Below are 20,813 nucleotides of genomic sequence, written 5' to 3' on the forward strand. Positions count from 1 at the left end.
CGCAGTTGGTAGTACTTGCAGACGCCCAAACAGTGCGAGGCCCGGTGCGTCCGTTCAGTTGTGGTGTTGCAGGTGGGTCAGGGCGCGGATTCGCGCACGATCAACGAGGTCGGCAGCACCAGCGGGTGGTCGGGCATCGGCTGTCCCTCGAGCGTGGAGAGCAGCATCCGCGCGGCGGCGGCGCCCATCTCCTGCAACGGCTGGCGGATCGTCGTCAGCCGGGGTTCGGTGTGCCCCGCGACCGGGACGTCGTCGAAGCCGACCACCGCCACGTCCTCGGGGACGGACCGGCCTGCCTCGCGCAGCGCCCGCAGCACGCCGACCGCCGAGAGGTCGTTGTGCGCGAACACCGCGTCGAACGGGATCCCGCTCGCGAGGAGCTTGTCGACGGCGACTTCTCCACCCTCGGTGGTGAAGTCGCCGTCGACGATGAGGTCCGGGTGCAGCGTCAGGCCCGCTTCCGCCAAAGCGAGCCGGAACCCGTCCAGCCTCGCCTGAGTGCACCCGAAGTGCGGTGGTCCGGTGACGACGGCGAACCTGCGGCGACCGGCCGCGACGAGATGCCTCGCGACATCCGCGCCTCCCTGCCGGTTCGTCGTCGTCACCGAAGGGAACTCCGGGTGCGAGCCGCGATCGTCGATCATGACGACCGGCAGGCCCGCCCGGTAGAGCGTGGAGATGTAGTGCAGGGTGTCCGGCGGCTCTATCACCAGCAGGCCGTCGAAAGCGTTGGCGGACACGTGGTTCGCGAACTGGTTCAGCGACTCGGGTCCGCGGTTGATCGTGTAGAGCAGCAGCCCGTAGCCGTCGGCCTCGAGCGTGTCGACGATGCCCTGCAGCACCTCGCCCATCCACGGCCACGTGAGGCTCGGCGCGAGCATGCCGACCGTGCGGGTGCGACCCCGCGCCAGACCGACGGCACGCGCGCTCGGCACGTACCCGATCTCGTCGATGACCTTGCGAACGCGCTGGGCCGTGCTCGCGTCGACGTCCGGCTTACCGTTCAGCACACGTGACACGGTCGCTTTGGACACCTGGGCGCGTTGGGCGACCTCTGCGATCGTGACACGCATGCCGAACTTCCTTCCGCCGCCTCTGAAACCGGTTTCGGTACCGGTTCCGACGAGGTGTGACGGAGTCAACAGCCTGATGTGAGGATTAGTCAAGACTCTTGCCGGAACTTCGTGGGAGCGTTTCCACGGCTTCGGTCATTCTCGCAGGTGAGGCCCGATCAGGTGACATGAATTGAGACGTCTTGATCGAGTCCGCGTTTCCGGTATCACTGCTGCGAATGGAGCATCCCGACTGCTCCGCGGTGATCGTGCACAATCGGGGGCATGGGGGTTGTCACGGCGGTGTGCCGCAACGAGGAGTACACGTTCACCAAGCCCGTCCGCGAGAGCATCACGCTGCTCGAAGGGCTCGGTGTCGAGGGTGACGTCCACCAGGGCGTCACGGTCAAGCACCGGTCCCGGGTCGCGGCCGACCCGACGCAGCCGAACCTGCGGCAGGTGCACCTGATGCACGCCGAGCTGTTCGACGAGCTGCGCGGCAAGGGGTTCGCGCTGGCTCCCGGCGAGATCGGCGAGAACGTCACCACGCGCGGCATCGATCTGCTCGGCCTGCCCACCGGGACGTTGCTCCACTTGGGACCTCAGGCCGTCGTCGAGGTGACCGGGCTGCGCAACCCGTGCGTGCAGATCGACGGGTTCTCGAAGGGGCTGCTCAAGGAAGTCGTGAGCAAGGGGGCGAACGGCGAGCTGATCCGCCGGGCTGGGATCATGTCCGTGGTGCTCGTCGGTGGTGTGGTCAGTCCCGGTGACGAGATCCGCGTCGTGCTGCCGCCTGAGCCGCACAAGCCGCTCGAAAAGGTGTGAGCAGGGCCGTTTTCACCCGAACGAGCTGGTCCTTGAATTAACTCCAAGGCTTAGCGTCCAAGCTCATGACGGTCATCACATCCACCGCGTACAGCAGGGACCTGGGCGACGAGCTTCGCCTGCTGCGCGAGACCTGCACGGGCCTCAACGGCCGCTCGTTCGCCGTGCGCCTTGGTTGGGATCCAAGCAAAGTCTCGACCATCGAGCACGGCAAGGCACGGGCGAGCGAGCTCGACCTCATCCAGTACCTGACGGCGTGCGGCAAGGATCTCGACTACTACGACGAGTTCCGCCGCCGTTACCAGCACGCGTTCGACCTCTACTTCGCCCAGGTACCTGACAACCTCCGCACCCTCGCGTTGACCGAGTCGATGGCCACCAAGATCATCAGCTACGACGTCATGACGGCGCCCGGCCTTCTGCAAACTCGGGACTACGCACACACGCTGTTCGTCGAAACCGGCATCGAGACGCCCGAGAGCATCCCGCGGTGGGTCGATTTGCGCATCGAACGGCAGGCGATCATGCGACGCCCACACCGGCCCGAATGTGTGTTCTACGTCCACGAGCTCGCGCTTCGGATGCGGTTCGGCAACGACCGGATCATGGAGGAGCAGTACCGGCGGATGCTCTTCAAAACGCACGTCCTGCGGCTGGTGCCCGTACACGTCACCAGCGCCGTCCTACACAGCGCATGTGTGCTGTACGAGTTCAAGAAGGTCGCCCCCGTTGTCTTCAACTCGACGACTTCCGCGAAGGTCTTCGCGCAGGACACGGCGGCGGTGGAACGGACCAGGAAGCTCTTTCAGCGGCTGGATGCCGTCGCGTTGGATGAGGAACAATCGCGGAGCAAGCTGGCGGAGTACGTCAGCGGACTGCGAGAGGAACCTCATGAACCACGGTCGGACCTGGCGTAAGAGCACCTACAGCGGTGGCACGGGTGACGACAACTGCGTGGAGGTCTCGCTCACCCAGGACGCCCTCGTGCGCGACTCCAAGAACACCGCGGGCGCTGTGCTCGCGTTCTCCACGCCCGCCTGGCGCGCGTTGGTCAACTGGCTGGTCTAGTCACTCCAGAAGTGCCCGTCGAGGATCACCGAGATCGTTCTCGGTGCCTCGACGACCGCCAGGTGTGCGGCGTCGCCGACGATGTAGAGATCCGAGTCGCGCAGCTCGTCCGCGATGTGCCGCACGACGTCCGGCGGCGTCGCGTGGTCCTGCGCGGCCGCGATCACCACGGTCGGCACGTCGATCTTCGCGAGGTCCGCGCGCAGGTCCATGTCCCGAACCGCTTCGGCGCAGGCGAGGTACGACGGCACGTCGACCTTCAGCAGTTCCGAGCGGAAGTGCGACACGACGGCGGGCGAGAACGACGGCGTGAACCAGCGCGACACGATCGCGTCCGCGGCCGGCTCCATCCCGAGCTCGCGGATCGTCGAGATCCGTTCGTCCCACATGGTCTTGTCCGGGTACCAGGCGGCCGTGCAGACGAGAGCCAGCCGAGAGATCCGGTCGGTGTGCGCGGCGAGCCACATCCCGACCATGCCGCCGAGTGACACGCCGCAGTAGTACACCTGGCGGAGTCCCAAGTGGTCCAACAGCTCCACGACGTCGTTCGCCAGCGCCTCGATCGTGCACGGCCCCGGCACGGCGTTCGAGAGCCCGTGGCCGCGGTGGTCGAAGCGCAGCAACCGGAACGGCGGCGAGAACTCGCGCCACAGCTCGGTGGTCGTGCCGAGTGCGTTGCCCAGCACCAGCACCGGCGCGTCGTCCGGGCCGGTCAGCGTGTGATGCGGGATCATCGGCCGCCACCTCCCAACTGTGCGAGTCTGATGGGAGTGTTCCCAGGCCGCACTTTGAATCCACATGAGACGGCACCGAACGGGTTCGGCCGTACGCGTGACGAGCCGTCACCTACGTCCAGTGCTCGAAACGAGACGACTGAGACGCGCTCTGATGAGCGCCATGAAGACATTGATCCTGGCAATGATCCTCATCGCGCCCACCCCGGCCGACGACGTGAGCACGTTCAGCAGCCTCTGCAGGTTCGGCGACCAGTGGATGATCAGCGGCGACTGGAACGGTGACGGCGTCGACGGGCCCGGCATCGTGCAGGAGTCCGGCGCGGGGCTGGAGTGGTTCCTGCGCAACGAACCCGGCTCGGGTGCCGCGGACGTCCAGTTCTCGTTCGGGCCCAAGGGCGCCATGCCGGTCGTCGGCGACTGGGACGGCAAGAGCGGGGACGGCGTCGGCGTCGTGCTCAACACCTCGAAGAACCTGCGCTGGCAGCTCAAGAACGAGCTGGAGCTCGGCGCTCCGGACGCCGACTTCTCGTTCGGCGCCAGCGCGGCCGACATCCCGGTGACCGGCAACTGGGACGGTAGAGGTCCAGAGGGCATCGGAGCCGTTCGCAACTCGGGCAACAACCTGCAGTGGCAGCTGCGCCAAACGCCCGACGCCGGGTCGCCGTTCACGATCTTCAACCACGGCGCGAAGGGTGACGGGCCGCAGACAGGTGACTGGGACGGGAAGAACGGGGACGGCATCGGGTCCACGCACCGCGCGACCGGGCTGGAGTGGAAGCTCCGCGACAGCGCCGGCGCGGGAAGTGCCAACCGGAACTTCACCTTCGGCAACGGCAAGACCGACTGTCAGCTCACCGGCGACTGGAACGGCGACGGCATCGACACCATCGGCGTCGTGCGGATCGTCGACGGCACACGCCAATGGCAGATGCGCAACAGCCTGAACGGGGGTCCAGCGGACTTCACGTTCACCTTTTGACCGCTTCGCGTTCCACAACAAACCACCGGCCTGGCCCCCGCCGTAACACCGTTACGAGTAGCAGAATGAAGGCTTGCCTCCGCCGCCGATCCCACCGGGAAGCCGATGTACTCCGCTACTCCGTTCGCACACGAGGCCTTGTTCTACCGGGACGAGGACGACTTCCTCGCCGGCACGGCCAGATTCGTCGCGGACGGCGTGCGCAGAGGCGAGCCCGTGCTGGTGGCGGTATCGGAGGCGAGCATCGCTCTGCTGCGCGGAGAACTGGGTGGCGAGGCCGACCAGGTGCACTTCATCGACATGACCGAGGCCGGCCGCAACCCCGGCCGGATCATTCCCGGCGTGCTGATGGCGTTCAGCGCGAGCGCCCCGCAGCTGCGCGTCCGCATGGTCGGCGAGCCGGTGTGGCCGGGCCGCAGCGAGCTCGAGTACCCGGCGTGCGTGCAGCACGAGGCGTTGATCAACACGGCGTTCGAGGGCCGCAGCGGCACTCTGCTGTGCCCCTACGACGCGAGCTCGTTGCCGGAACACGTGCTGGAGGACGCGCGGCGCACACACCCGGTGGTGATCGACGGGGCCCGGCGGATCGCGAGCGAGTGGTACACCGATCCGGCCGGGCTGGTCGACATCTACAACGTGCCGTTACCGCCGCCGCCGATGTCCGCCGAGCAGCACAACTTCTCCGTCGGCACGCTCGCACACATGCGCAAGCTCGTGACGGCGTACGCGAACTGGCTGCGTCGCGAACAGGTCGAGGATCTCGTGCTCGCGGTGAACGAGCTGGCGACGAACAGCATCCTGCACGCGTCGGGGCGCGGGGTGCTGCGGATGTGGCGCGAGGGCGACACCATCGTGTGTGAGGTGAGCGACTCCGGCACTGGTTTCCCGCCGTCGTTCACCGGCCTGTCGGGCTTCGGGATCGTGATGGTGAACCTCTTGTGTGACCTGGTTCGCACCCACACGAGTCACAGCGGTACCACCGTTCGAGTGTACTTGGGCCGGTAGAGAGTCACCGCCATCTCATCGAAATGCATTCGACACGCGGACCTGTTTTCCTGGCACATCTATGACAGACCACCTCTCCCCCCTCGACATCGCCTTCCTCGCCATGGAAGGCAACGCGAACCCGTTGCACCTCGGCGCGGTCGCGACCTTCGCACCGTCCACTCCGGTGCATCCGGCCCGCATCGCCGCCGTGCTCTGCGAACGCGCTTCCGAGATTTCTCGCCTGCGCCAACGAGCCCGCACGTCGTTGCTGGGCGGTGCGCGCTGGGTGGAGGATCCCGGCTTCGCGCCTGAGGATCACGTCTTCACGCACCACGTGCGCGGCCGGGAGCGGTTCGCCACCTTGGTTTCGCACTTGATGGCCCAGCCGCTGGACCTCGCGCGGCCGCCGTGGGAGCTGCACGTCGTGACCGGTCTCGCGGGCGGCCGGTTCGCCGTCGTCGCGAAGCTGCACCACTCGCTCTGTGACGGCATGAAGGCCGTTGGCCTGGGAATTCAGCTGTTCGACCCGTCGCGTCTGTCCAATGCGGACGTTTCCTCGCCGGTGGTCGCGAAGTCGATCATTCCTTCGCTGCCGTCGTTGCGCGGGATCAAGGACACGATCGACATCGCCTCGTCGGTGTTGATGAACACGCGGCCGCCGACGCTGAACTCGCCGGTGCTCACCTCTTCTTCGCGGCCACGCCGGGTGGTGATGTCGCGCCTGGATCTCGCGGACGTGCACCGGATTCGGCGTGTGCACGGCGGCACGGTGAACGACGTGTTGCTCGCCCTGGTCACGGGTGCGTTGCGGCACTGGCTTTCCGCACACGGGAGTGCCTCCCCCGACTCGGTCGTGCGGGCTCTGATCCCGGTTAACCAGCGCTCACGCTCTGGTGACGGTTCTTCCGGCAACTCGATCTCCGGGTTCTTGTTGTCCCTGCCGGTTGGGATCGCGGATCCGGTGGAGCGGCTGCAGAACGTTCGTGCCCAGATGGAGTCGGCCAAGGCCGCCGGTCCCGACCGCGGCGCGGGTGCGTTGCCGCTGCTCGCCGACAAGGTGCCGCCTCTCGTGCACCGACTGGCCGCTCCGGTCGCCGCCCGGTGTGCGCCGCTGCTGTTCGACACGCTGGTGACGTCGGTGCCGCTGCCTTCGGTGCCGCTGTCTCTCGACGGTGCCGCTCTGTGCGAGATGTACCCGGTCGCGCCTGTGGCCCCCGGACACGCCGTGGGCGTTGCACTGTCCGTGTACCGGTCCTCCGTCCACGTCTGTTTGAACACCAACCAGTCGTGGATGTCCGACGCGCAGTGGCTCGACGGTGTGCTGCGACGCGAGGTGTCGTCCCTTCAGGACGCCCGCGAGCTGGTGGGTTTGCCGAGGTAGGAGCCCGGGAAAACCCTGGGCCATGAGCAACACCGTGGTCCTGGACGTGGACGGCACGCTGGTCGACACCAACTACCACCACACGGTGGCGTGGCTGCGCGCCTTCCGCAGCGTCGACATCACCGTGCCCGGCTGGAAGGTGCACCGCTCGATCGGCATGGGCGGCGACCGCCTGGTGGCCGCCGTAGCGGGCGACCAGGTGGAACGGGACCACGGAGACGCCGTGCGCGACGCCTGGGAGCGGCACTTCGACGAGATGATCGACGAGATCCAGCCCTTCGAAGGCGCGCACCGCCTGATCCGCGCCGCGACCGATCTGGGCCTTGCCGTGGTCCTGGCATCGTCGGGCAAGCGCAAGCACGTCGAGCACTACCTGAAGCTCCTCGACCCCGGCGACATCGCCTGGACCTCCTCCGACGACGTGGACGACTCGAAGCCGGCCCCGGACCTGATCCAGGTGGCCCTGCGCAAGGTGGAAAGCTCTCGCGCGGTCGTGATCGGCGACTCGGTGTGGGACTGCGAGGCGGCCGGCCGCGCAGGCCTGCCGTCGATCGGCCTGCTCACCGGCGGCTTCGGCGAGGACGAACTGGTCGACCGGGGCGCCTCAGCGGTGTACGGGGACCTCGACACGTTGCGCGCCGAGCTGTCCGACCTGCCGTTCGCCGCCGTGACCGACGCCTAGCTCAATCCCGCCAGCCTCACGACCACCGCGAACCCGTCGTCGCTCCCCGGCCAGTGCTTCCGGACCGCATCGAGCCCGGCTCTTTTCACGACGCCGCGCAGGACGGCTGTGACGATGATGGCGTCGTCCGCGTACCCGAGCACGGGGATGAAGTCCGGGATCAGGTCGATCGGGATCGCCAGGTAGACCAGCAACAGCCAGAGCCGCACCCGTACGCCGCGCGGCAACTCCTGGTCCGCGGCGAGCCTCCGCACGAGCCGCAACACGTCCGGCAGCACTCGCAACGCTTCCTTCAGCAACCCGCCGCGCGGCCTGGCAACGACCAACGCGATCACCAGCACGAGCCAGGTGGCCAGCAGTGCGATGGCGATGCCGATCAGCAGGTCCCACCAGAACGAACCGGTCATCGCTCTCCCCAAGCAACTCAGCGCGCATGGCACCCCACTCGTCCGCGGTGAAGGGCGCCTTCATCGACCACAGGTGCAAGGCCCCGGCAAAGTCGACCACCCGGCGGGAGCGCACCATCAGACTTACGTCTGATATGCCTGGTATGCACGGTCTGCGTGTGCCATGAAGGGAACCTTCATGGACCTCAGGTGGATGAAAGCGCCCTTCATGGCGGAAGCGGGGCTCCGACTCGCCGGTGGAGTCCCACGGTACGCGGCCAGGCATGTGATCTTGAGTTGGTTGTAGAAAAGTGCCGCCCTGACCGCCCGGTGATCACCTCACCTACAACCAACCAGCCGCAGCCACGGCGTGTCGAACCACGACACACCGTGAGAGCGATCTCATCCGCCACCCCCCACCGTCAAACCCGCCTCAGGCGCAGCTGAACGACGTCGCCCGCACATCCATCGCGGCGAAGCGCCTGACCCCGCAGAATCAGGATGGGAAAGGCTCAGTGGCAAACCGCGATTCGATCATGAATTGGTGGTACTTGCACACGCCCGACCAGCACGAACGACTTGCCGAGGCCCTGGACCACACGTGGATGAAGGTTCCCTTCATCGCGAGCGGCGAGCAGTGGGTCAGGGTTTCGGGCCGTCCGACTTCTTGGTCGGCTTGCCGGGGTCGCGGTCCTTGGTCGGCTTCGTCGTGTCCGTGGTCTTGGTCGGCTCCTGTGTGGGCACCACGCTCGACTCCGAAGCCCCGGGGGAACTCGTGCCACTCGGGGCAGTGCTCCCCGCCGACGAGTTGCCCGGCTGCGGCGCACCAGGCGCCCCCGGCGTCTGGGTCACCGTCACCGTCGACGCCCCGACGGTCACCACGTGCGTCGACGGCCCGGGCAGCGGCTTCTCGTCAGCCGCAGGCGCCTCACCCCCGCCGCCACCCAGGTTCACCACCGCCACCGCCACGGCGGCAACGGCCACCGCCGCAGCCCCGGTGATCGCCAAACGCTTGCCCCGCCGAGACCGAACCCGTGGCTCAGGCACTTCAAGCGGATCAGCCGACACCGCCGCGTCCGGCAGCAACGCCGGCAACCCGCGGCTCACCTCGTGCGCAGCCGCCAGCGACTGCGCGCACATCTCGGCGGTGGGACGACGGCGAGGATCCATCTCGGTCATCGCCGACAACAACGACACCCAGGCCAACGGCAGGTCGACCGGAATCCGGGGCGACCTCGCCAGGCGAGCCAGCGCCGCCTCGGCATCGCCACCGGGATATTCGGCGCGTCCGGTCAGGCACTCCAGCAGCACCAGGCCCAGAGCGTAGACATCGGAAGGCGGCCCGACCGTCGAGCCGCGCACCTGCTCCGGCGACAGGTACCCGGCGGTCCCGACCAGCACCCCGGACGTGGTCACCCGAGTCACCTCGGCGACCAGCGCGAGCCCGAAGTCCGCCAGATAAGCCTGCTTCTCCTCGTCTTCCAGCAGGATGTTCGACGGCTTGATGTCGCGGTGCACCACGCCGAGCCCGTGCACGTGGTGCAGGACCGAAGCGATCTGACCACCGATGCGGGCGACGAACCGGGGCGGCAGCGGCTCGCGCATCCGCTGGCGCAACGTGCCGCCGGTGATCTCGCGCATCACGAAGTACGGCCGGCGCGCGAGCATGCCCGAGTCGTACACCGGGATCACGCCGGGGCAGTCCAGCGTCAGCAGCATCGACGCCTCGCGCTGCAACCGCAGCTCGTCGTCGGGCAGGCCGGGCCCGCTGAAGATCTTGATCGCAACAGAGGACGTGGTCGAACGGTCCAAGGCGCGGTAGACCTCGGCCATGCCACCGGAGCCGAGCAGCGAGCCGACGACATACCGGTCGTCGATCACCGCGCCGGTCAGGTCGCCGTCCCAAGGTGCGCTCATTGGCCTCCGCTCGTCGCGCAGCAACCTAACGGGTCGCGTGGAATTCCGGCTACCCGGCCGACCTGAAGATCAAACTACGATCAGTCCGGCCTCGATCTCGCGCACGAGTGCCTCGTCGCGTTCCAGTACCGAGATATCGGTGTTCGCCAGCACGACGTAACCGAGCGACGTCCACAGGTCGATGGTGCGCGGCACCCGCGAGCCCTCGCCGTACGGCAAAACCGCACGTTGGAAGCTCGGCAGCAGTGAGTCCAAGGTGTCGAACCGCACCGCGTTGCCCAACTCGCCGGCGGCGGGTGAAGACAGGTAGACGGACTTCACGTGCTGGTGCTGCGTGTATCGGGACACGTCGGACGAGTCATCCACTCGGTGGCGGACCATTCGGGTGATCTGACTCTCGCGAGCACCGAGGAGAGTCAGCTCCTGCTGCTCGGCACCGGCCAGCCGCGCGCCGATCTCGATCAACCGAGGGCCGTCGGGCGTGATCATCACCTCGACGTGCGCGGGCCCGTTGCGCACTCCGGTCGCGTCCAGCACCTGGCAGACGTAGGAGAACAACACGTCGACCACCGGATCGTCCGCGGGCACCAGCGTGTTCGACAGGTAGATGCCGAGCCGATCGCCGCGGCACTCCTTGGCGTAGCGCCACACCGCGGCCAGCCCGTGCGCACCGTCGATCGAGTACGTGTCCACCTCGTACTCGGTGCCGACGGCGAGCTCCTGCACCAGCACGCGGTCGTTGCGCAGGCCGAGCTTGTTGACGCTCCCCAGAATCCGGCCGAACTTCGCCCGCCAGTCCTCACCGGGCTGCGCGACGAACACGTCGTCCGTACCGCCGCTCTCCTGCGGCTTCAGCACGATCGGCGAACTCTCAAGGCCCTCACGTCGCAGCCACGCAGCCACCTCGGCAATGTTGTCGGAGCTGATCTGACGCAGGTGCGGCACACCGGCCGACCGCAACGCCACGGCCATCTGCCACTTGTCCCGGCGGGCGGACGACAGCGACAGCACGTTCGAACGCCCCGGCGCGATCAGCTCGGACAACGCCTCGGCCGTCTCGACACCGGTCTCGGTGCCCGGCACGACAGCGATCGGCGAGTGCTCGGCGAGCTTCGCGGCCAGCTCGTCGAGGTCGGACAGGACGTGCACCTCGCGGTAGTTCTCCGGGATCCACGACTTGGCGAGCCCCGCTGGTGGCTCGGGAGTGGTCAGCACCGCGATCGCCTCGACACCACGCTCGGCGAACGCGGGCGCGATGCCCTTGCCGGCCGAGTACGGATCCACCACGACGATGTGCGCCACCGCTGCTCCTCCAAGATCGTAAAGACATCTTCCGAACGAGGAGCACAACGGCACGGGCGTGACCAGGCATTCCTGTCTCGATTGGGTCGAGACGACCGTCACTCGAATCGCAACGTCTCGTAGACAGAAGTTGTCACCAGACAGCCAGAAGACGCGCGCCACACCCGCTGCAGCCGCAGCCGCAGGTCCGTTCCGCCGCTGAGCGCCTGCGCCACGAACTGCAGCCCGAGCAGCTCCGCGACGATCTGCTCGGCCGCGTGCCGCACGTTCACCTCGGCCTTCACCTCACCGCGTTGCTGCGCCAGCGAAAGCAGCTCCCGCACGACCGCGATCCAGCCGACGACCTGCGCGGCGGCCGCGACGTCGAAGAACACCGCTTCCCGCAACAGCTTCGCGCTCACCCGCACGGTCAGATCCGAGTCCAGCCTGCGCGCGAACTCGAACGACATCGCGATCAGCGCCTGCATCGGCGACTCCTCGACAGCGAGCTGCTCGTCGCGCAACCGGTGCCACAGCAGCGACTGCTCCTCGATGATCGCGACGCCCAACGCTTCCTTGGAGCGAAAATGGCAATACAGCGCACCTTTCGACACATCGGCACGCGCGCACACGGCGCTGAGACTGGATCCGTTGAACCCGTCGCGGTCGAACACCTCGGCCGCCGCCCGCAGCAGCTTGGCCCTCGTGTGTGTCGATCTCTGCCGTTTGACGCTCATGCCCCGGTCCGCGCGGCGCCGGTCGCCAGCGCCACGGCCAGCGTGTCCGGCAGCTGCCAGTACTGCTCTATCTCCCCCAGGTGCACCGAGAGCACGGCGGAGAACCGCACCTCCGCCTGGTCACCGGTGGCGAGCACCCGCCAGCGCGCCGAGCCGACCACGGCCGCGTCACCTCCGTCGACGATCACCTGGCGCACCGAGAGCTGTTCCAGGTCGAACGTGGCGAACTGGGTCAGGAACTGGGACTCGACCTCGCGGCGGGTGCGCGGGCCGGGTGCCCAGCGGAGGCCGCCGGGTTCGGGCGCCTCCCATTCCACGGTCGGTGCGCACAACCGCGCGATGCCGGATGCGTCCTGTGCCGCGAGCCGCGCCAGGAACACCTGCACCACTTCGACCGTCGAGAGCATTTTCTCCACCTTCTCATCCCGGTCATTGCTACCGCAACGATCCCGGCCCTGCTTACACTAGCGAGGGGCGCACATTGTGAGTGCGCACACCCCATTGGACCAGTTGCGTTTCACCCAAACATCCGATCGGACGATTCCGGTGGTACTCGAACTTTCAACGACCGCCGGTATCACCGCAATGCACGGGACCGGACTTCGCGGTTCTGAGGCAGGGTGGATGACGCACCCGTCATCTCACCGAAACGGAGCAGAACCGTGCTCAAGGCAGTCCGTCAAGCCCACGAGCACCAGGACACCCCGCCGATTACCGCCTTGATTCCTCAGGCGCGGCGAGAGCAGGGCCTCACCCAGCGCGAGTTCGCGGACCTGTTGTGCGAGATCTCACAAAACGACAGCGTCACCCGTGAAGAAGTGTCGAGATGGGAACGCGGTAAACGCATTCCCGGCCCCTACTGGCGTGCCTGGATCAGCGCGGCGCTCGACGTGCCGCACGCGGAGGTCGACCGGGCCGCGTTGGTCGAACGGGAATCTCGCAGGACGCGAAACGAGGACCACTCCGACTAGCGGAGTGCGGGCAGGCGGCAGGGGTCTGCCCGCCCGCGGGAGGGGTGGTGCCGGCGGCCGCCGTGGCGCCGCCCCTCCCCGTAAGTCCCAGGCTGGAAGGGTCTTTGGCCCCTTGTTGGCCCCCTGTGCGACCACGTACAGGGGGCCAGACTTCGTCTTGTGACACCTTTCTTGGCCTTCTTGCTACTCGTCGGTACCACGGTCGGCACTTCGCCGGGCGTCTCGGCGGTCAAAGTCAACGAGATCTCGTTCGGGAGCGCGGGATTCGTCGAACTGCGCAACACCGGCACGACTGCGGCAGACGTCGGAGGATGGTCTGTCCACACGTGCTCCGGCGGCGCCTCGCGAATCCTCGGCACCATCCCACCCAACACCGTCCTACCTCCGGGTGAATACTTCCTGATAGTGGGCGCCGCGTTCAGCGGAACCGTGCCCACAGGCCTCGTGGTGGACACCGTGGACGGCTCTGGCGTAATCACTCGAAACCGGCACGGCGCGCACACCGACAGCGTGGGCCTGACGTCGTCCTCACCGTGCCGCGAAGACAGCCCCGCTAAACCGTGTGCCGATTCTTCACTCGGCCGCGACAGCGCTTCCAGGGACAGCGATCACAACGCCGACGACTTCGCCTGCCAAATTCCGTCTCCCGGCGAAACCAATCAGTAGCTAAACATTAGTGGCCCCTTTCGGGGCCGAAGGAAAGCGAGCAAAGTCAGTCCCGGCGGCGAGACACGCCGCATGAGAAATCACCGAGATTGTCTTCTCGAAGGGACAGTGAAATGCGTCGACTGCTGGGCGGAGCCGCTGCACTCGCAATCGCGAGCACCATCGCGTTCGCGGGTGTGGCGGCCGCTGACGAGCCCGAGGCTCCCGAGGTCATGCAGCTGCCGGCAGTGCTGATCAACGAAGTTTCCACGATGGGCCCGAACGGCGCGCTCGACGAGGCGATCGAGATCGTCAACACGACGAACGAGCAGATCGAGCTGACCAACTGGGTCATCCGGATCTACAACCAGCGCAACGAGGTCATCCAGACGATTCCGCTGACCGACGTGACCGGCCAGCCGCTCACGCTGGCGCCGATGAACAACGTCGGCAGCACGCTGGTGCTGACCGGTGCCGAGTTCTCCGGCACGACGTCCACGCCGAACGTTCTCCCGGTGCGCTTCCTCGGCTCCGAGGGCATTCCGACCCTCGGCGGCGTCGCGATCTTCGGCGGCACCTCGCCGACCGCATTCAAGATCGACGGCGTCGCGTTCTCGGCGCCCGTCACCGCCGCCAAGGAAGGCGTGCACGCGCAGCCGGAGAACCAGCGCACCGCGCAACTCGCCGGTTCGAACACGCGCAACTTGCTGAACCAGGACACCAACAACAACCAGCGCGACTTCTCGCTGCAGGAACGCACTTTCTAAGAGATCCATCCATCGGGTGCACCCACGTGCCCTGGCCGTCGCCCCTCGACGGCCAGGGCACTTCCGCGCGTGGCGCGTAGTCGCCATCGGCGACTAACCGCCGCTTCCGCCTGTTTCCCAACGATTTGCGGCCCCTCATCCTGCTGTGACCTGATCACCGGAGGAGGGCGCCGTGATTCGACACCTGGCGATACTCGTCATCGCCGCGGCCACGCTCGTCGCACCACCCGCGTCCGCAGCGGCACCAAAACCACCCGAACAGACATCCGAGGCCTCGCACCGGATCACGCTCATCACCGGAGACGTCGTCGACTACACCGAACGTTCGGACGGGCGCAAACTCGCCCAGATCCACGCCGCGCCCAGGGACGGCGAAGAGCCGATCTTCCACACCATGACGACGCCTGACGGCCTGTTCGTCTACCCGTCCGACGCGATGGGCGTGCTGACCTCGGGCACGGTGGAACGCACGCTCTTCAACGTCACCGAACTCGTCCGCGCCGGCCAGGCCGACGACCGCACCTCCACCGTCCCGGTGCTCCTGACCGGCGGCTTCTCCGCGAGCGCCCACACCAGGATCAGCAGCCTCAACGCGTCCGGCGTCCACGTCGAGAAGGCCAAGGCGCGGGAGTTCTGGCGTTCGCTCGACATGAGCGCCAAGTCCGGCACGCGCCTGAAGTTCGACCGGCCGATCCACGTCGCGCTCGACCAGACCACGAAGCAGATCGGCGCGCCGGAAGCGTGGCAGCGGGGCCTGGACGGCACCGGCGTCACGGTCGCCGTCGTCGACACCGGAGTCGACACCGGCCACCCGGACCTCGCGGCGAAGATCACCGCGACGGAGAACTTCTCCGACGAACCGGACGTCACCGACCGGCACGGCCACGGCACGCACGTCGCGTCGATCGTCGCGGGCACCGGAGCCAAGTACAAGGGAGTCGCCCCAGGCGCTCAGCTGGTGATCGCGAAGGTGTTCAACGGCGCGGGCGAGGCCGACACCTCGCAGGTGATGGCCGGCATCGAGTGGGCGGCCCGCTCGGGCGCGAAGATCGTCAACCTGAGCCTCGGCGGAGACGTCACGGACGGCTCCGACGAGCTGAGCGCGCTGGTGGACCAGTTGTCCGCGGAAACCGGCGCGCTGTTCGTGGTGGCGGCGGGCAACAACGGCCCAGCAGGGCGTTCGGTCACGTCTCCCGGTGCCGCGGCCTCGGCGCTGACGGTCGGCGCGGTCGACCGGCAGAACAAGCTGGCGCCGTTCAGCAGCACCGGTCCGCGGATCGGGGACGCGCTGGTGAAGCCGGAGATCAACGCGCCTGGCGTCGGAGTGGTGGCGGCGCGTGCTGCCGGCACGTCGATGGGAGCTCCGGTCGACGACCTCCACACGGCCGCTTCGGGAACGTCGATGGCCACGCCGCACGTCGCGGGGGCGGCGGCGTTGCTGGCTCAGCAGCACCCTGACTGGAACGCGCAGACGTTGAAGAACGCACTGGTCACGAGTGCGGCGGATGTCGGGATGGCCTGGCACGAGCAGGGAGCCGGGCGGCTGGACGTCGCGCGCGCGGTCACGCAGAAGGCCACGGCGACCGCGTCCGCGAGTTTCGGAAGGTATGAGCGTGGACCAGGTGGATCCATCACTCGAGAATTGAGCTACACCAACGATTCCGCCACCCCGCTCACCCTGGATCTCACCACCGCCCTCAAGGGCTGGGACGGCAAGCCCACCACCGCCTTCAGCCTCGCCCCGAGTCGCCTCGCCATCCCTGCCCACGCCAAGGCCACGGCAACCCTCTCCGTCGACCCCGAGGCGGGCCCGGCGGGTGTCTACGGCGGCACCATCACCGCCACCGGCCCCGCGACCACCCTCCGCACCCCGGTCAGCATTTACGAAGCACCCCAGACGTTCCCCGTGTCGGTCCACGTCCGCGACGCCACCGGCAAACCCCCGGCCCCGGCGTTCGGCCAGCTCATCGACGACTCCAACGGCGGCGACGACGTCAACGACCCCTTCGACGACACCGTCAGCTACTACTTCGACGTCGTGAACGGAGAAGGCCTCGCCAACGTCCCGAGCGGCCGCTACTCCGCGGTCAGCTGGGCGACCGAGAACACCGCCACCACACGGCGCTGGTCCGCGCTCGCCGCACCGGAGCTGACCATCACCGGCGCCCATGAGGTGTCACTGGACGCGCAGAAGACGGTTCCCGTCGAGGTCGTGCCACCGAACCCGGCCGAGCAACGCGATCGCACGGTCACCATGCGCCGCGTGCTCCCCGCCGAGGGCGACAAGCTGCCGCTGATCGTGGAGACGGCCGCCGTGCTGGGCTCCGCGCCGTGGGAGGTCCACACGACCCCGGCCGCGGCGGCGAAGAAGGGCGCGATCTCGTTGCAGGACAACGTGACCCTGCAGACCACGACCATCACCCTGACCTCCGGCGGCCGGACGGTGCAGGCGGAGGGTGACGTCTCCAGGTGGCCGGGCGACATCACCGACGGCATCAAGGTCGTCAAGCTCAGGGCCGACACTCCCGCCAACCTGGTGAAGGCCGCCAACGCCGCCGCGACCGCAGCGGCACAGGAAGGCAAGAAGGCCGTCTTGTCCTATGTGGACCAGACTGGCGCGCTCCCGCTCACCGGACTCGCGAGCACCGCGCTGCCGTCACTGAGCATCGGCAACGCCGACGGTGAGTTCCTGGCGAAGCAGACCGCCATCAGGCTGAGCATCAGGCCGGCCCCGGAAGCCGTGTTCAACCTGAGCTTCCTGGACGCCAACGGCATCCCGGCCGACCACCGCCGGACGGTCGACCCGGCCGGCCTCGTCAAGCGCGACACCTCCTACCACGCCGACAAGCCGGGCCTGACCGTGCAGAAGACGTGGTACCCGTTCCCGACCGGCCTGTGGCAGTCGCAGATCCTGCGCGGCACGACGTTCACCCCGCCCGTCGCCTGGACGGAGTACATCGGGCCCGGTGACGAGAGGATCGTCTGGAAGCGGCACGTCACGCTGAGCGGCACGGACGCCAAGGGGCAACGCGCGGCCATGACCATGTTCCAGGAGAACGTGTTCCGCACGGGTGCACCTCCCGCGGCGGAGAGGTGGTTCGCCGGTCCGATGCACAGCACCGCGATCGAGCTGCAGTCCGACCACCCGGCCCGCTATCCCGCGGCCGGCGACTCGTGGCGCCAGCTCTGCTCCAACTGCCGCACCGGAGACACGTTCGTCCCGGCTCTGCAATGGACGGACGACAACCCAGGTCACTACACGAACCCCTACCAGAACAGCAAGTTCTTCACGACGACCAAGGTCCGGCTGTTCAAGGGAGACACCGAGATCCCGGCCGACCCGCGGCCACTGGCGTTCTACCCGACCTTCCAACTGGCGCCGGAGAAGGCGAACTACCGTCTCGAGACGGTCGAGACCCAGGCGCCGGGAGCCGTGGCGGGCGCGATCAACCCCGTGCTGTTCACCCTCGCCTCGCGCACCGAGACCAGCTGGACGTTCCAGTCCTACCGGTCGCAGAACCCTCCCCCGCGCGGCTACTCCTGTCACGACGGCGCCGCGACCTGCCAGTTCCAGCCGCTCATCCGGCTGCGCCACGACCTGCCGCTCGACCTCACCAACTCCGCACCGGCCGGCAAACCGTTCGTCTACCACGTCAGCGCGACGAACAGCGTGCCGATCACGGTGGTGAAGGTGCAGTGGTCGGCGGACGGCGCGAAGTGGCAGCAGGCGGCCACGCAACCCGACGGAGACCGGTGGCAGGTCACGATCGACCAGCCCACCGGTGACGTCTGGCTGCGCACCGAAGCCAGGGACGGCGCGGGCAACACCGTCACCCAGACCATCCAGAAGGCCTTCAAGACTCACTGAGGAGGCAGCAAGGACTTGGCACCGCGAGCAGCAGCGCGCAGACCCGCCTGAAACCGGGTCTGCGCGCCCAGCTCGTCCATCAACCGGTGCAGCCGCCGCTGAAACGTCCGATAACTCAACCCGAGCTGCTTCGCGATGCTCCGATCAGGCAGCCCGGTGGCCAGCAACGCCAGCAGCCGCGCATCCGCGATCGAGATCTCGTTGGAGGTCGGCTCACCGGGCAAGGCCAGCGGCACCGCGTCCTCCCACAACCGCGAGAACAACGCGCCGAGCGAGTCCAGCAACGCCGACCGGTGCACGATGACCGCGCTCTCCAGCACCGTCTCCGTGCTGTGCAACGGGATCAGCCCCAGGTGGGCATCCGCGAGGATCATCTTCGTCGGCGCCACCGCCACTACCCGCGCCTCCTCCCCCAGCGACAGCCCCATTTCCAGGTCAGCGCGCAAGTCGTGCAGCTCCAGCGCCTGCCGCTCGTAGATCCCCCGAAACCGCACACCACGCTGCAGCAGTTCCTCCTCGACGGGATGCAAGGAGGTGGGCGGCTTCGCGTACGGGGGCTTGTCCACGAACCGCACCTCGTGCCGAGCTGTCCGCATCACCTGGTCGACGCGCTGAGAGATCGCCGAGGCCCCGTGCACCACCTCGACGAGGTCCGCGGGAGCGCGCACACCGGCCGCCCGCTCGTACCGCACCTGCAGCTCGCCGGCCAGCAACCGGTCCCGCCGCAGGTCGTCCTCACAGCGCAGGAAGTACGCGGCCAGCGCCACATCAGGCGCGACGGCCGTGTGCAGGCCGTTGACGTGGTGCACGAAACCCAGATCGGTCAAGGACCCCAACGCGGTGCGAACGACCCGCTCAGCCAGTTCTGTGGCAACACAAAGCTCCGTCACACCGAGTTGATACGAGTCCACGAGCGTCTCGTAAACCGCGAGCTCCGCCGGACGCAATCCGAGCACACAAGCCAGTATGCCGACTTCGGGCATCCGTTGACGCGGGGCCGGAACGAGGTGTAGACATCGGTTGAAAAGGTTTACACATCCTTCTCATTTGCCGCCGCCGCAGCTTGTTGTGCAAACGCATGCGTGCGAAAGGACGGCCGATGGAGCCCAACCGCCGCGACTTCCTCAAAGTCGCCGGTGCCACCGCTGGTGTCACGATGTTGTCCGGGTCGTTCCTGTCCACTCCGATCGCGTCGGCGGAAGAACACCTGGCGATCCCGATGGCCGAGTCGCCGTGGGACCAGGTGCCCGCGATCCTGGCCAAGATCGTCCCGCCCACGTTCCCCGCGGCGAAGTTCGACATCACGGCGTACGGCGCCAAGGGTGACGGCAAGACGAAGAACACCGATGCGTTCAAGAAGGCCATCGAAGCCTGCAACGCGGCGGGCGGCGGGCAGGTCGTGGTGCCCAAAGGCAGCTTCCTCACCGGCGCGATCACCCTGCTGAGCAACGTGAACCTGGTCGTCTCCGAGGGCGCGACCATCAGGTTCTCCACCGATCCCAAGGACTTCCCGCTGGTCTACACGCGGTGGCAGGGCATCGAGTGCATGAACTTCTCGTCGTTCATCTACGCCCGCAAGGCCGAGAACATCGCGATCACCGGTCCGGGCCTGATCGACGGTCAGGGTCCGTCCGGACCGTGGTTCGACTACGACGACAAGCGGCAGCCCGACTGGGAGCAGCTGCAGAAGTGGGCCGTGGACAACAAGCCCGTGACGGACCGCAAGTTCGGCATGGGCCACTACCTCAAGCCGAACATGGTGACGCTCTACGAGTGCAAGAACATCCTCATCGACGGCGTGCAGCTGCGGAACTCCGCGATGTGGAACGTGCATCCCGTGCTGTGCACCAACGTGACGATCCGCAACATCTTCGTCTACAGCCGTGGCGGCATGGTCGACGGCTGCGACCCGGAGGCCTCGCAGTACGTGCACATCACCGGCTGCCGGTTCGACTGCGGCGACGACGGCATCGCGATCAAGGCGGGCCGCGACATCGACGGCCGGCGCGTGGGTGTGGCGAGCGAGAACATCGTCATCGAGAACTGCTCGTTCGAGGGCCGCTGGGGCGCGCTGACGGTCGGCAGCGAGATGTCCGGTGGCGTGCGCAACGTGTTCTTCCAGGACTGCACGGTGAAGAAGGGCTCCTCGTACAAACCGTTCCACGTGCTGTACATCAAGACGAACAAGCGGCGCGGCGGCACCGTGGAGAACATCCACGCCCGGCGCATCAAGGCAACGGACGTCGACCGCGAGGCGATCATGGTGACGCTGAACTACAGCCTCACCGGCCCCGGCTACGGCCCGATCGTGAACCCCAAGGTGCAGAACATCACCGCCGACGGTTTCACCGTCAACGGGGTCAAGAAGACCGCGGTCACGCTGGACGGCATGTCCGAGTCGCACATCAGGAACGTGGCGATCTCGAACAGCACGTTCACAGGAGTCACGACCGCCAAGCCCAGCCTCAAGAACGCTGACGGCACCACGTTCACGAACGTCACCATCAACGGCAAGAAGGTCTGAGGAGAA

The 20,813-nt window shown here is 67.4% G+C and carries 20 protein-coding genes; 12 read left to right on the forward strand and 8 right to left on the reverse strand.

Going from position 1 to position 20,813, the window contains the following annotated elements; translation table 11 throughout:
* Nucleotides 1-77: 77 nt before the first annotated feature.
* Complete coding sequence (locus tag UK23_RS30410; protein WP_045315121.1) at nucleotides 78-1,073, reverse strand: LacI family DNA-binding transcriptional regulator; 996 nt, start codon at nucleotides 1,071-1,073, stop codon at nucleotides 78-80.
* 264 nt (nucleotides 1,074-1,337) lie between these two features.
* Here UK23_RS30410 and UK23_RS30415 point away from each other — a divergent pair, with 264 nt between their 5' ends.
* From UK23_RS30415 to UK23_RS50660, 3 genes are all read left to right on the forward strand, one after another.
* On the forward strand, nucleotides 1,338-1,877 hold the full coding sequence (locus UK23_RS30415) for an MOSC domain-containing protein (protein ID WP_045315122.1): 540 nt from the start codon (nucleotides 1,338-1,340) through the stop codon (nucleotides 1,875-1,877).
* A gap of 65 nt (nucleotides 1,878-1,942) precedes the next feature.
* Nucleotides 1,943-2,794 carry a helix-turn-helix domain-containing protein gene (locus UK23_RS30420; protein WP_045315123.1) on the forward strand — a complete coding sequence of 284 codons (852 nt, stop codon included), beginning with the start codon at nucleotides 1,943-1,945 and terminating at the stop codon, nucleotides 2,792-2,794.
* Complete coding sequence (locus UK23_RS50660) at nucleotides 2,769-2,945, forward strand: DUF397 domain-containing protein (RefSeq protein ID WP_082115092.1); 177 nt, start codon at nucleotides 2,769-2,771, stop codon at nucleotides 2,943-2,945. Before UK23_RS30420 ends, UK23_RS50660 begins: the two co-directional genes overlap by 26 nt.
* On the opposite strand, the gene UK23_RS30425 is transcribed toward UK23_RS50660, so the two are convergent.
* A complete protein-coding gene (locus UK23_RS30425) occupies nucleotides 2,942-3,679 on the reverse strand; it encodes an alpha/beta fold hydrolase (RefSeq protein ID WP_045315124.1) in 738 nt (245 codons plus the stop codon). The genes UK23_RS50660 and UK23_RS30425 overlap by 4 nt on opposite strands.
* Nucleotides 3,680-3,842: 163 nt before the next feature.
* Here UK23_RS30425 and UK23_RS30430 point away from each other — a divergent pair, with 163 nt between their 5' ends.
* The 4 genes from UK23_RS30430 (at nucleotide 3,843) to UK23_RS30445 (ending at nucleotide 7,711) form a co-directional block, all read left to right on the forward strand.
* Nucleotides 3,843-4,661, forward strand: a complete 819-nt coding sequence (locus tag UK23_RS30430) for a hypothetical protein (RefSeq protein ID WP_156213482.1) — start codon at nucleotides 3,843-3,845, stop codon at nucleotides 4,659-4,661.
* A 105-nt stretch (nucleotides 4,662-4,766) separates the two neighbouring features.
* Nucleotides 4,767-5,666 carry an anti-sigma factor RsbA family regulatory protein gene (locus UK23_RS30435; protein ID WP_045315126.1) on the forward strand — a complete coding sequence of 300 codons (900 nt, stop codon included), beginning with the start codon at nucleotides 4,767-4,769 and terminating at the stop codon, nucleotides 5,664-5,666.
* 61 nt (nucleotides 5,667-5,727) lie between these two features.
* A complete protein-coding gene (locus UK23_RS30440; RefSeq protein ID WP_052685197.1) occupies nucleotides 5,728-7,029 on the forward strand; it encodes a wax ester/triacylglycerol synthase family O-acyltransferase in 1,302 nt (433 codons plus the stop codon).
* Between the two features lie 22 nt (nucleotides 7,030-7,051).
* On the forward strand, nucleotides 7,052-7,711 hold the full coding sequence (locus tag UK23_RS30445) for an HAD family hydrolase (RefSeq protein ID WP_045315127.1): 660 nt from the start codon (nucleotides 7,052-7,054) through the stop codon (nucleotides 7,709-7,711).
* Here UK23_RS30445 and UK23_RS30450 read toward each other — a convergent pair.
* From UK23_RS30450 to UK23_RS30470, 5 genes are all read right to left on the reverse strand, one after another.
* On the reverse strand, nucleotides 7,708-8,118 hold the full coding sequence (locus tag UK23_RS30450; protein WP_045315128.1) for a YkvA family protein: 411 nt from the start codon (nucleotides 8,116-8,118) through the stop codon (nucleotides 7,708-7,710). The genes UK23_RS30445 and UK23_RS30450 overlap by 4 nt on opposite strands.
* A 621-nt stretch (nucleotides 8,119-8,739) precedes the next feature.
* Nucleotides 8,740-10,014, reverse strand: a complete 1,275-nt coding sequence (locus UK23_RS30455; protein ID WP_052685198.1) for a serine/threonine-protein kinase — start codon at nucleotides 10,012-10,014, stop codon at nucleotides 8,740-8,742.
* A gap of 69 nt (nucleotides 10,015-10,083) precedes the next feature.
* Nucleotides 10,084-11,316 (reverse strand): ATP-grasp domain-containing protein, encoded by a 1,233-nt coding sequence (locus UK23_RS30460; RefSeq protein WP_045315129.1) that lies wholly within the window; start codon nucleotides 11,314-11,316, stop codon nucleotides 10,084-10,086.
* A 98-nt stretch (nucleotides 11,317-11,414) separates the two neighbouring features.
* Entirely contained in the window at nucleotides 11,415-12,032 is a 618-nt protein-coding gene (locus UK23_RS30465; RefSeq protein ID WP_045315130.1) for a ScbR family autoregulator-binding transcription factor, read from the reverse strand.
* On the reverse strand, nucleotides 12,029-12,439 hold the full coding sequence (locus UK23_RS30470; protein WP_045315131.1) for a nuclear transport factor 2 family protein: 411 nt from the start codon (nucleotides 12,437-12,439) through the stop codon (nucleotides 12,029-12,031). The genes UK23_RS30465 and UK23_RS30470 overlap by 4 nt, the downstream gene beginning before the upstream one ends.
* Before the next feature lie 255 nt (nucleotides 12,440-12,694).
* On the opposite strand from UK23_RS30470, the gene UK23_RS30475 reads away from it, so the two are divergent.
* The 4 genes from UK23_RS30475 to UK23_RS30490 all read left to right on the forward strand — a co-directional run bounded on the left by UK23_RS30475 (nucleotide 12,695) and on the right by UK23_RS30490 (nucleotide 18,283).
* Nucleotides 12,695-13,003 (forward strand): helix-turn-helix domain-containing protein, encoded by a 309-nt coding sequence (locus UK23_RS30475; RefSeq protein ID WP_045315132.1) that lies wholly within the window; start codon nucleotides 12,695-12,697, stop codon nucleotides 13,001-13,003.
* A gap of 159 nt (nucleotides 13,004-13,162) precedes the next feature.
* On the forward strand, nucleotides 13,163-13,669 hold the full coding sequence (locus UK23_RS30480; protein WP_052685199.1) for a lamin tail domain-containing protein: 507 nt from the start codon (nucleotides 13,163-13,165) through the stop codon (nucleotides 13,667-13,669).
* 113 nt (nucleotides 13,670-13,782) lie between these two features.
* Complete coding sequence (locus UK23_RS30485) at nucleotides 13,783-14,415, forward strand: lamin tail domain-containing protein (protein WP_045315133.1); 633 nt, start codon at nucleotides 13,783-13,785, stop codon at nucleotides 14,413-14,415.
* A 172-nt stretch (nucleotides 14,416-14,587) separates the two neighbouring features.
* On the forward strand, nucleotides 14,588-18,283 hold the full coding sequence (locus UK23_RS30490; RefSeq protein ID WP_045315134.1) for a S8 family peptidase: 3,696 nt from the start codon (nucleotides 14,588-14,590) through the stop codon (nucleotides 18,281-18,283).
* Here UK23_RS30490 and UK23_RS30495 read toward each other — a convergent pair.
* Nucleotides 18,277-19,239, reverse strand: coding sequence for a helix-turn-helix domain-containing protein (locus tag UK23_RS30495; protein WP_231114747.1), 963 nt, complete (start codon nucleotides 19,237-19,239; stop codon nucleotides 18,277-18,279). The genes UK23_RS30490 and UK23_RS30495 overlap by 7 nt on opposite strands.
* Nucleotides 19,240-19,382: 143 nt before the next feature.
* Between UK23_RS30495 and UK23_RS30500 the strand changes: the two genes are divergently transcribed.
* Nucleotides 19,383-20,807 carry a glycoside hydrolase family 28 protein gene (locus UK23_RS30500; RefSeq protein ID WP_045315136.1) on the forward strand — a complete coding sequence of 475 codons (1,425 nt, stop codon included), beginning with the start codon at nucleotides 19,383-19,385 and terminating at the stop codon, nucleotides 20,805-20,807.
* Nucleotides 20,808-20,813: the final 6 nt, after the last annotated feature.

This window comes from Lentzea aerocolonigenes (genome assembly GCF_000955955.1).
Taxonomy (GTDB): domain Bacteria; phylum Actinomycetota; class Actinomycetes; order Mycobacteriales; family Pseudonocardiaceae; genus Lentzea; species Lentzea aerocolonigenes_A.

Bases quoted from the DNA above. Each gene is read 5' to 3' on its own strand.
- UK23_RS30410 (WP_045315121.1), bottom strand. From the start codon at position 1,073: ATGCGTGTCACGATCGCAGAGGTCGCCCAACGCGCCCAGGTGTCCAAA.
- UK23_RS30425 (WP_045315124.1), bottom strand. From the start codon at position 3,679: ATGATCCCGCATCACACGCTGACCGGCCCGGACGACGCGCCGGTGCTG.
- UK23_RS30465 (WP_045315130.1), bottom strand. From the start codon at position 12,032: ATGAGCGTCAAACGGCAGAGATCGACACACACGAGGGCCAAGCTGCTG.
- UK23_RS30485 (WP_045315133.1), top strand. From the start codon at position 13,783: ATGCGTCGACTGCTGGGCGGAGCCGCTGCACTCGCAATCGCGAGCACC.
- UK23_RS30455 (WP_052685198.1), bottom strand. From the start codon at position 10,014: ATGAGCGCACCTTGGGACGGCGACCTGACCGGCGCGGTGATCGACGAC.
- UK23_RS30415 (WP_045315122.1), top strand. From the start codon at position 1,338: ATGGGGGTTGTCACGGCGGTGTGCCGCAACGAGGAGTACACGTTCACC.
- UK23_RS30430 (WP_156213482.1), top strand. From the start codon at position 3,843: ATGAAGACATTGATCCTGGCAATGATCCTCATCGCGCCCACCCCGGCC.
- UK23_RS30470 (WP_045315131.1), bottom strand. From the start codon at position 12,439: ATGCTCTCGACGGTCGAAGTGGTGCAGGTGTTCCTGGCGCGGCTCGCG.
- UK23_RS30435 (WP_045315126.1), top strand. From the start codon at position 4,767: ATGTACTCCGCTACTCCGTTCGCACACGAGGCCTTGTTCTACCGGGAC.
- UK23_RS30420 (WP_045315123.1), top strand. From the start codon at position 1,943: ATGACGGTCATCACATCCACCGCGTACAGCAGGGACCTGGGCGACGAG.
- UK23_RS30450 (WP_045315128.1), bottom strand. From the start codon at position 8,118: ATGACCGGTTCGTTCTGGTGGGACCTGCTGATCGGCATCGCCATCGCA.
- UK23_RS30445 (WP_045315127.1), top strand. From the start codon at position 7,052: ATGAGCAACACCGTGGTCCTGGACGTGGACGGCACGCTGGTCGACACC.
- UK23_RS30500 (WP_045315136.1), top strand. From the start codon at position 19,383: ATGGAGCCCAACCGCCGCGACTTCCTCAAAGTCGCCGGTGCCACCGCT.
- UK23_RS50660 (WP_082115092.1), top strand. From the start codon at position 2,769: ATGAACCACGGTCGGACCTGGCGTAAGAGCACCTACAGCGGTGGCACG.
- UK23_RS30440 (WP_052685197.1), top strand. From the start codon at position 5,728: ATGACAGACCACCTCTCCCCCCTCGACATCGCCTTCCTCGCCATGGAA.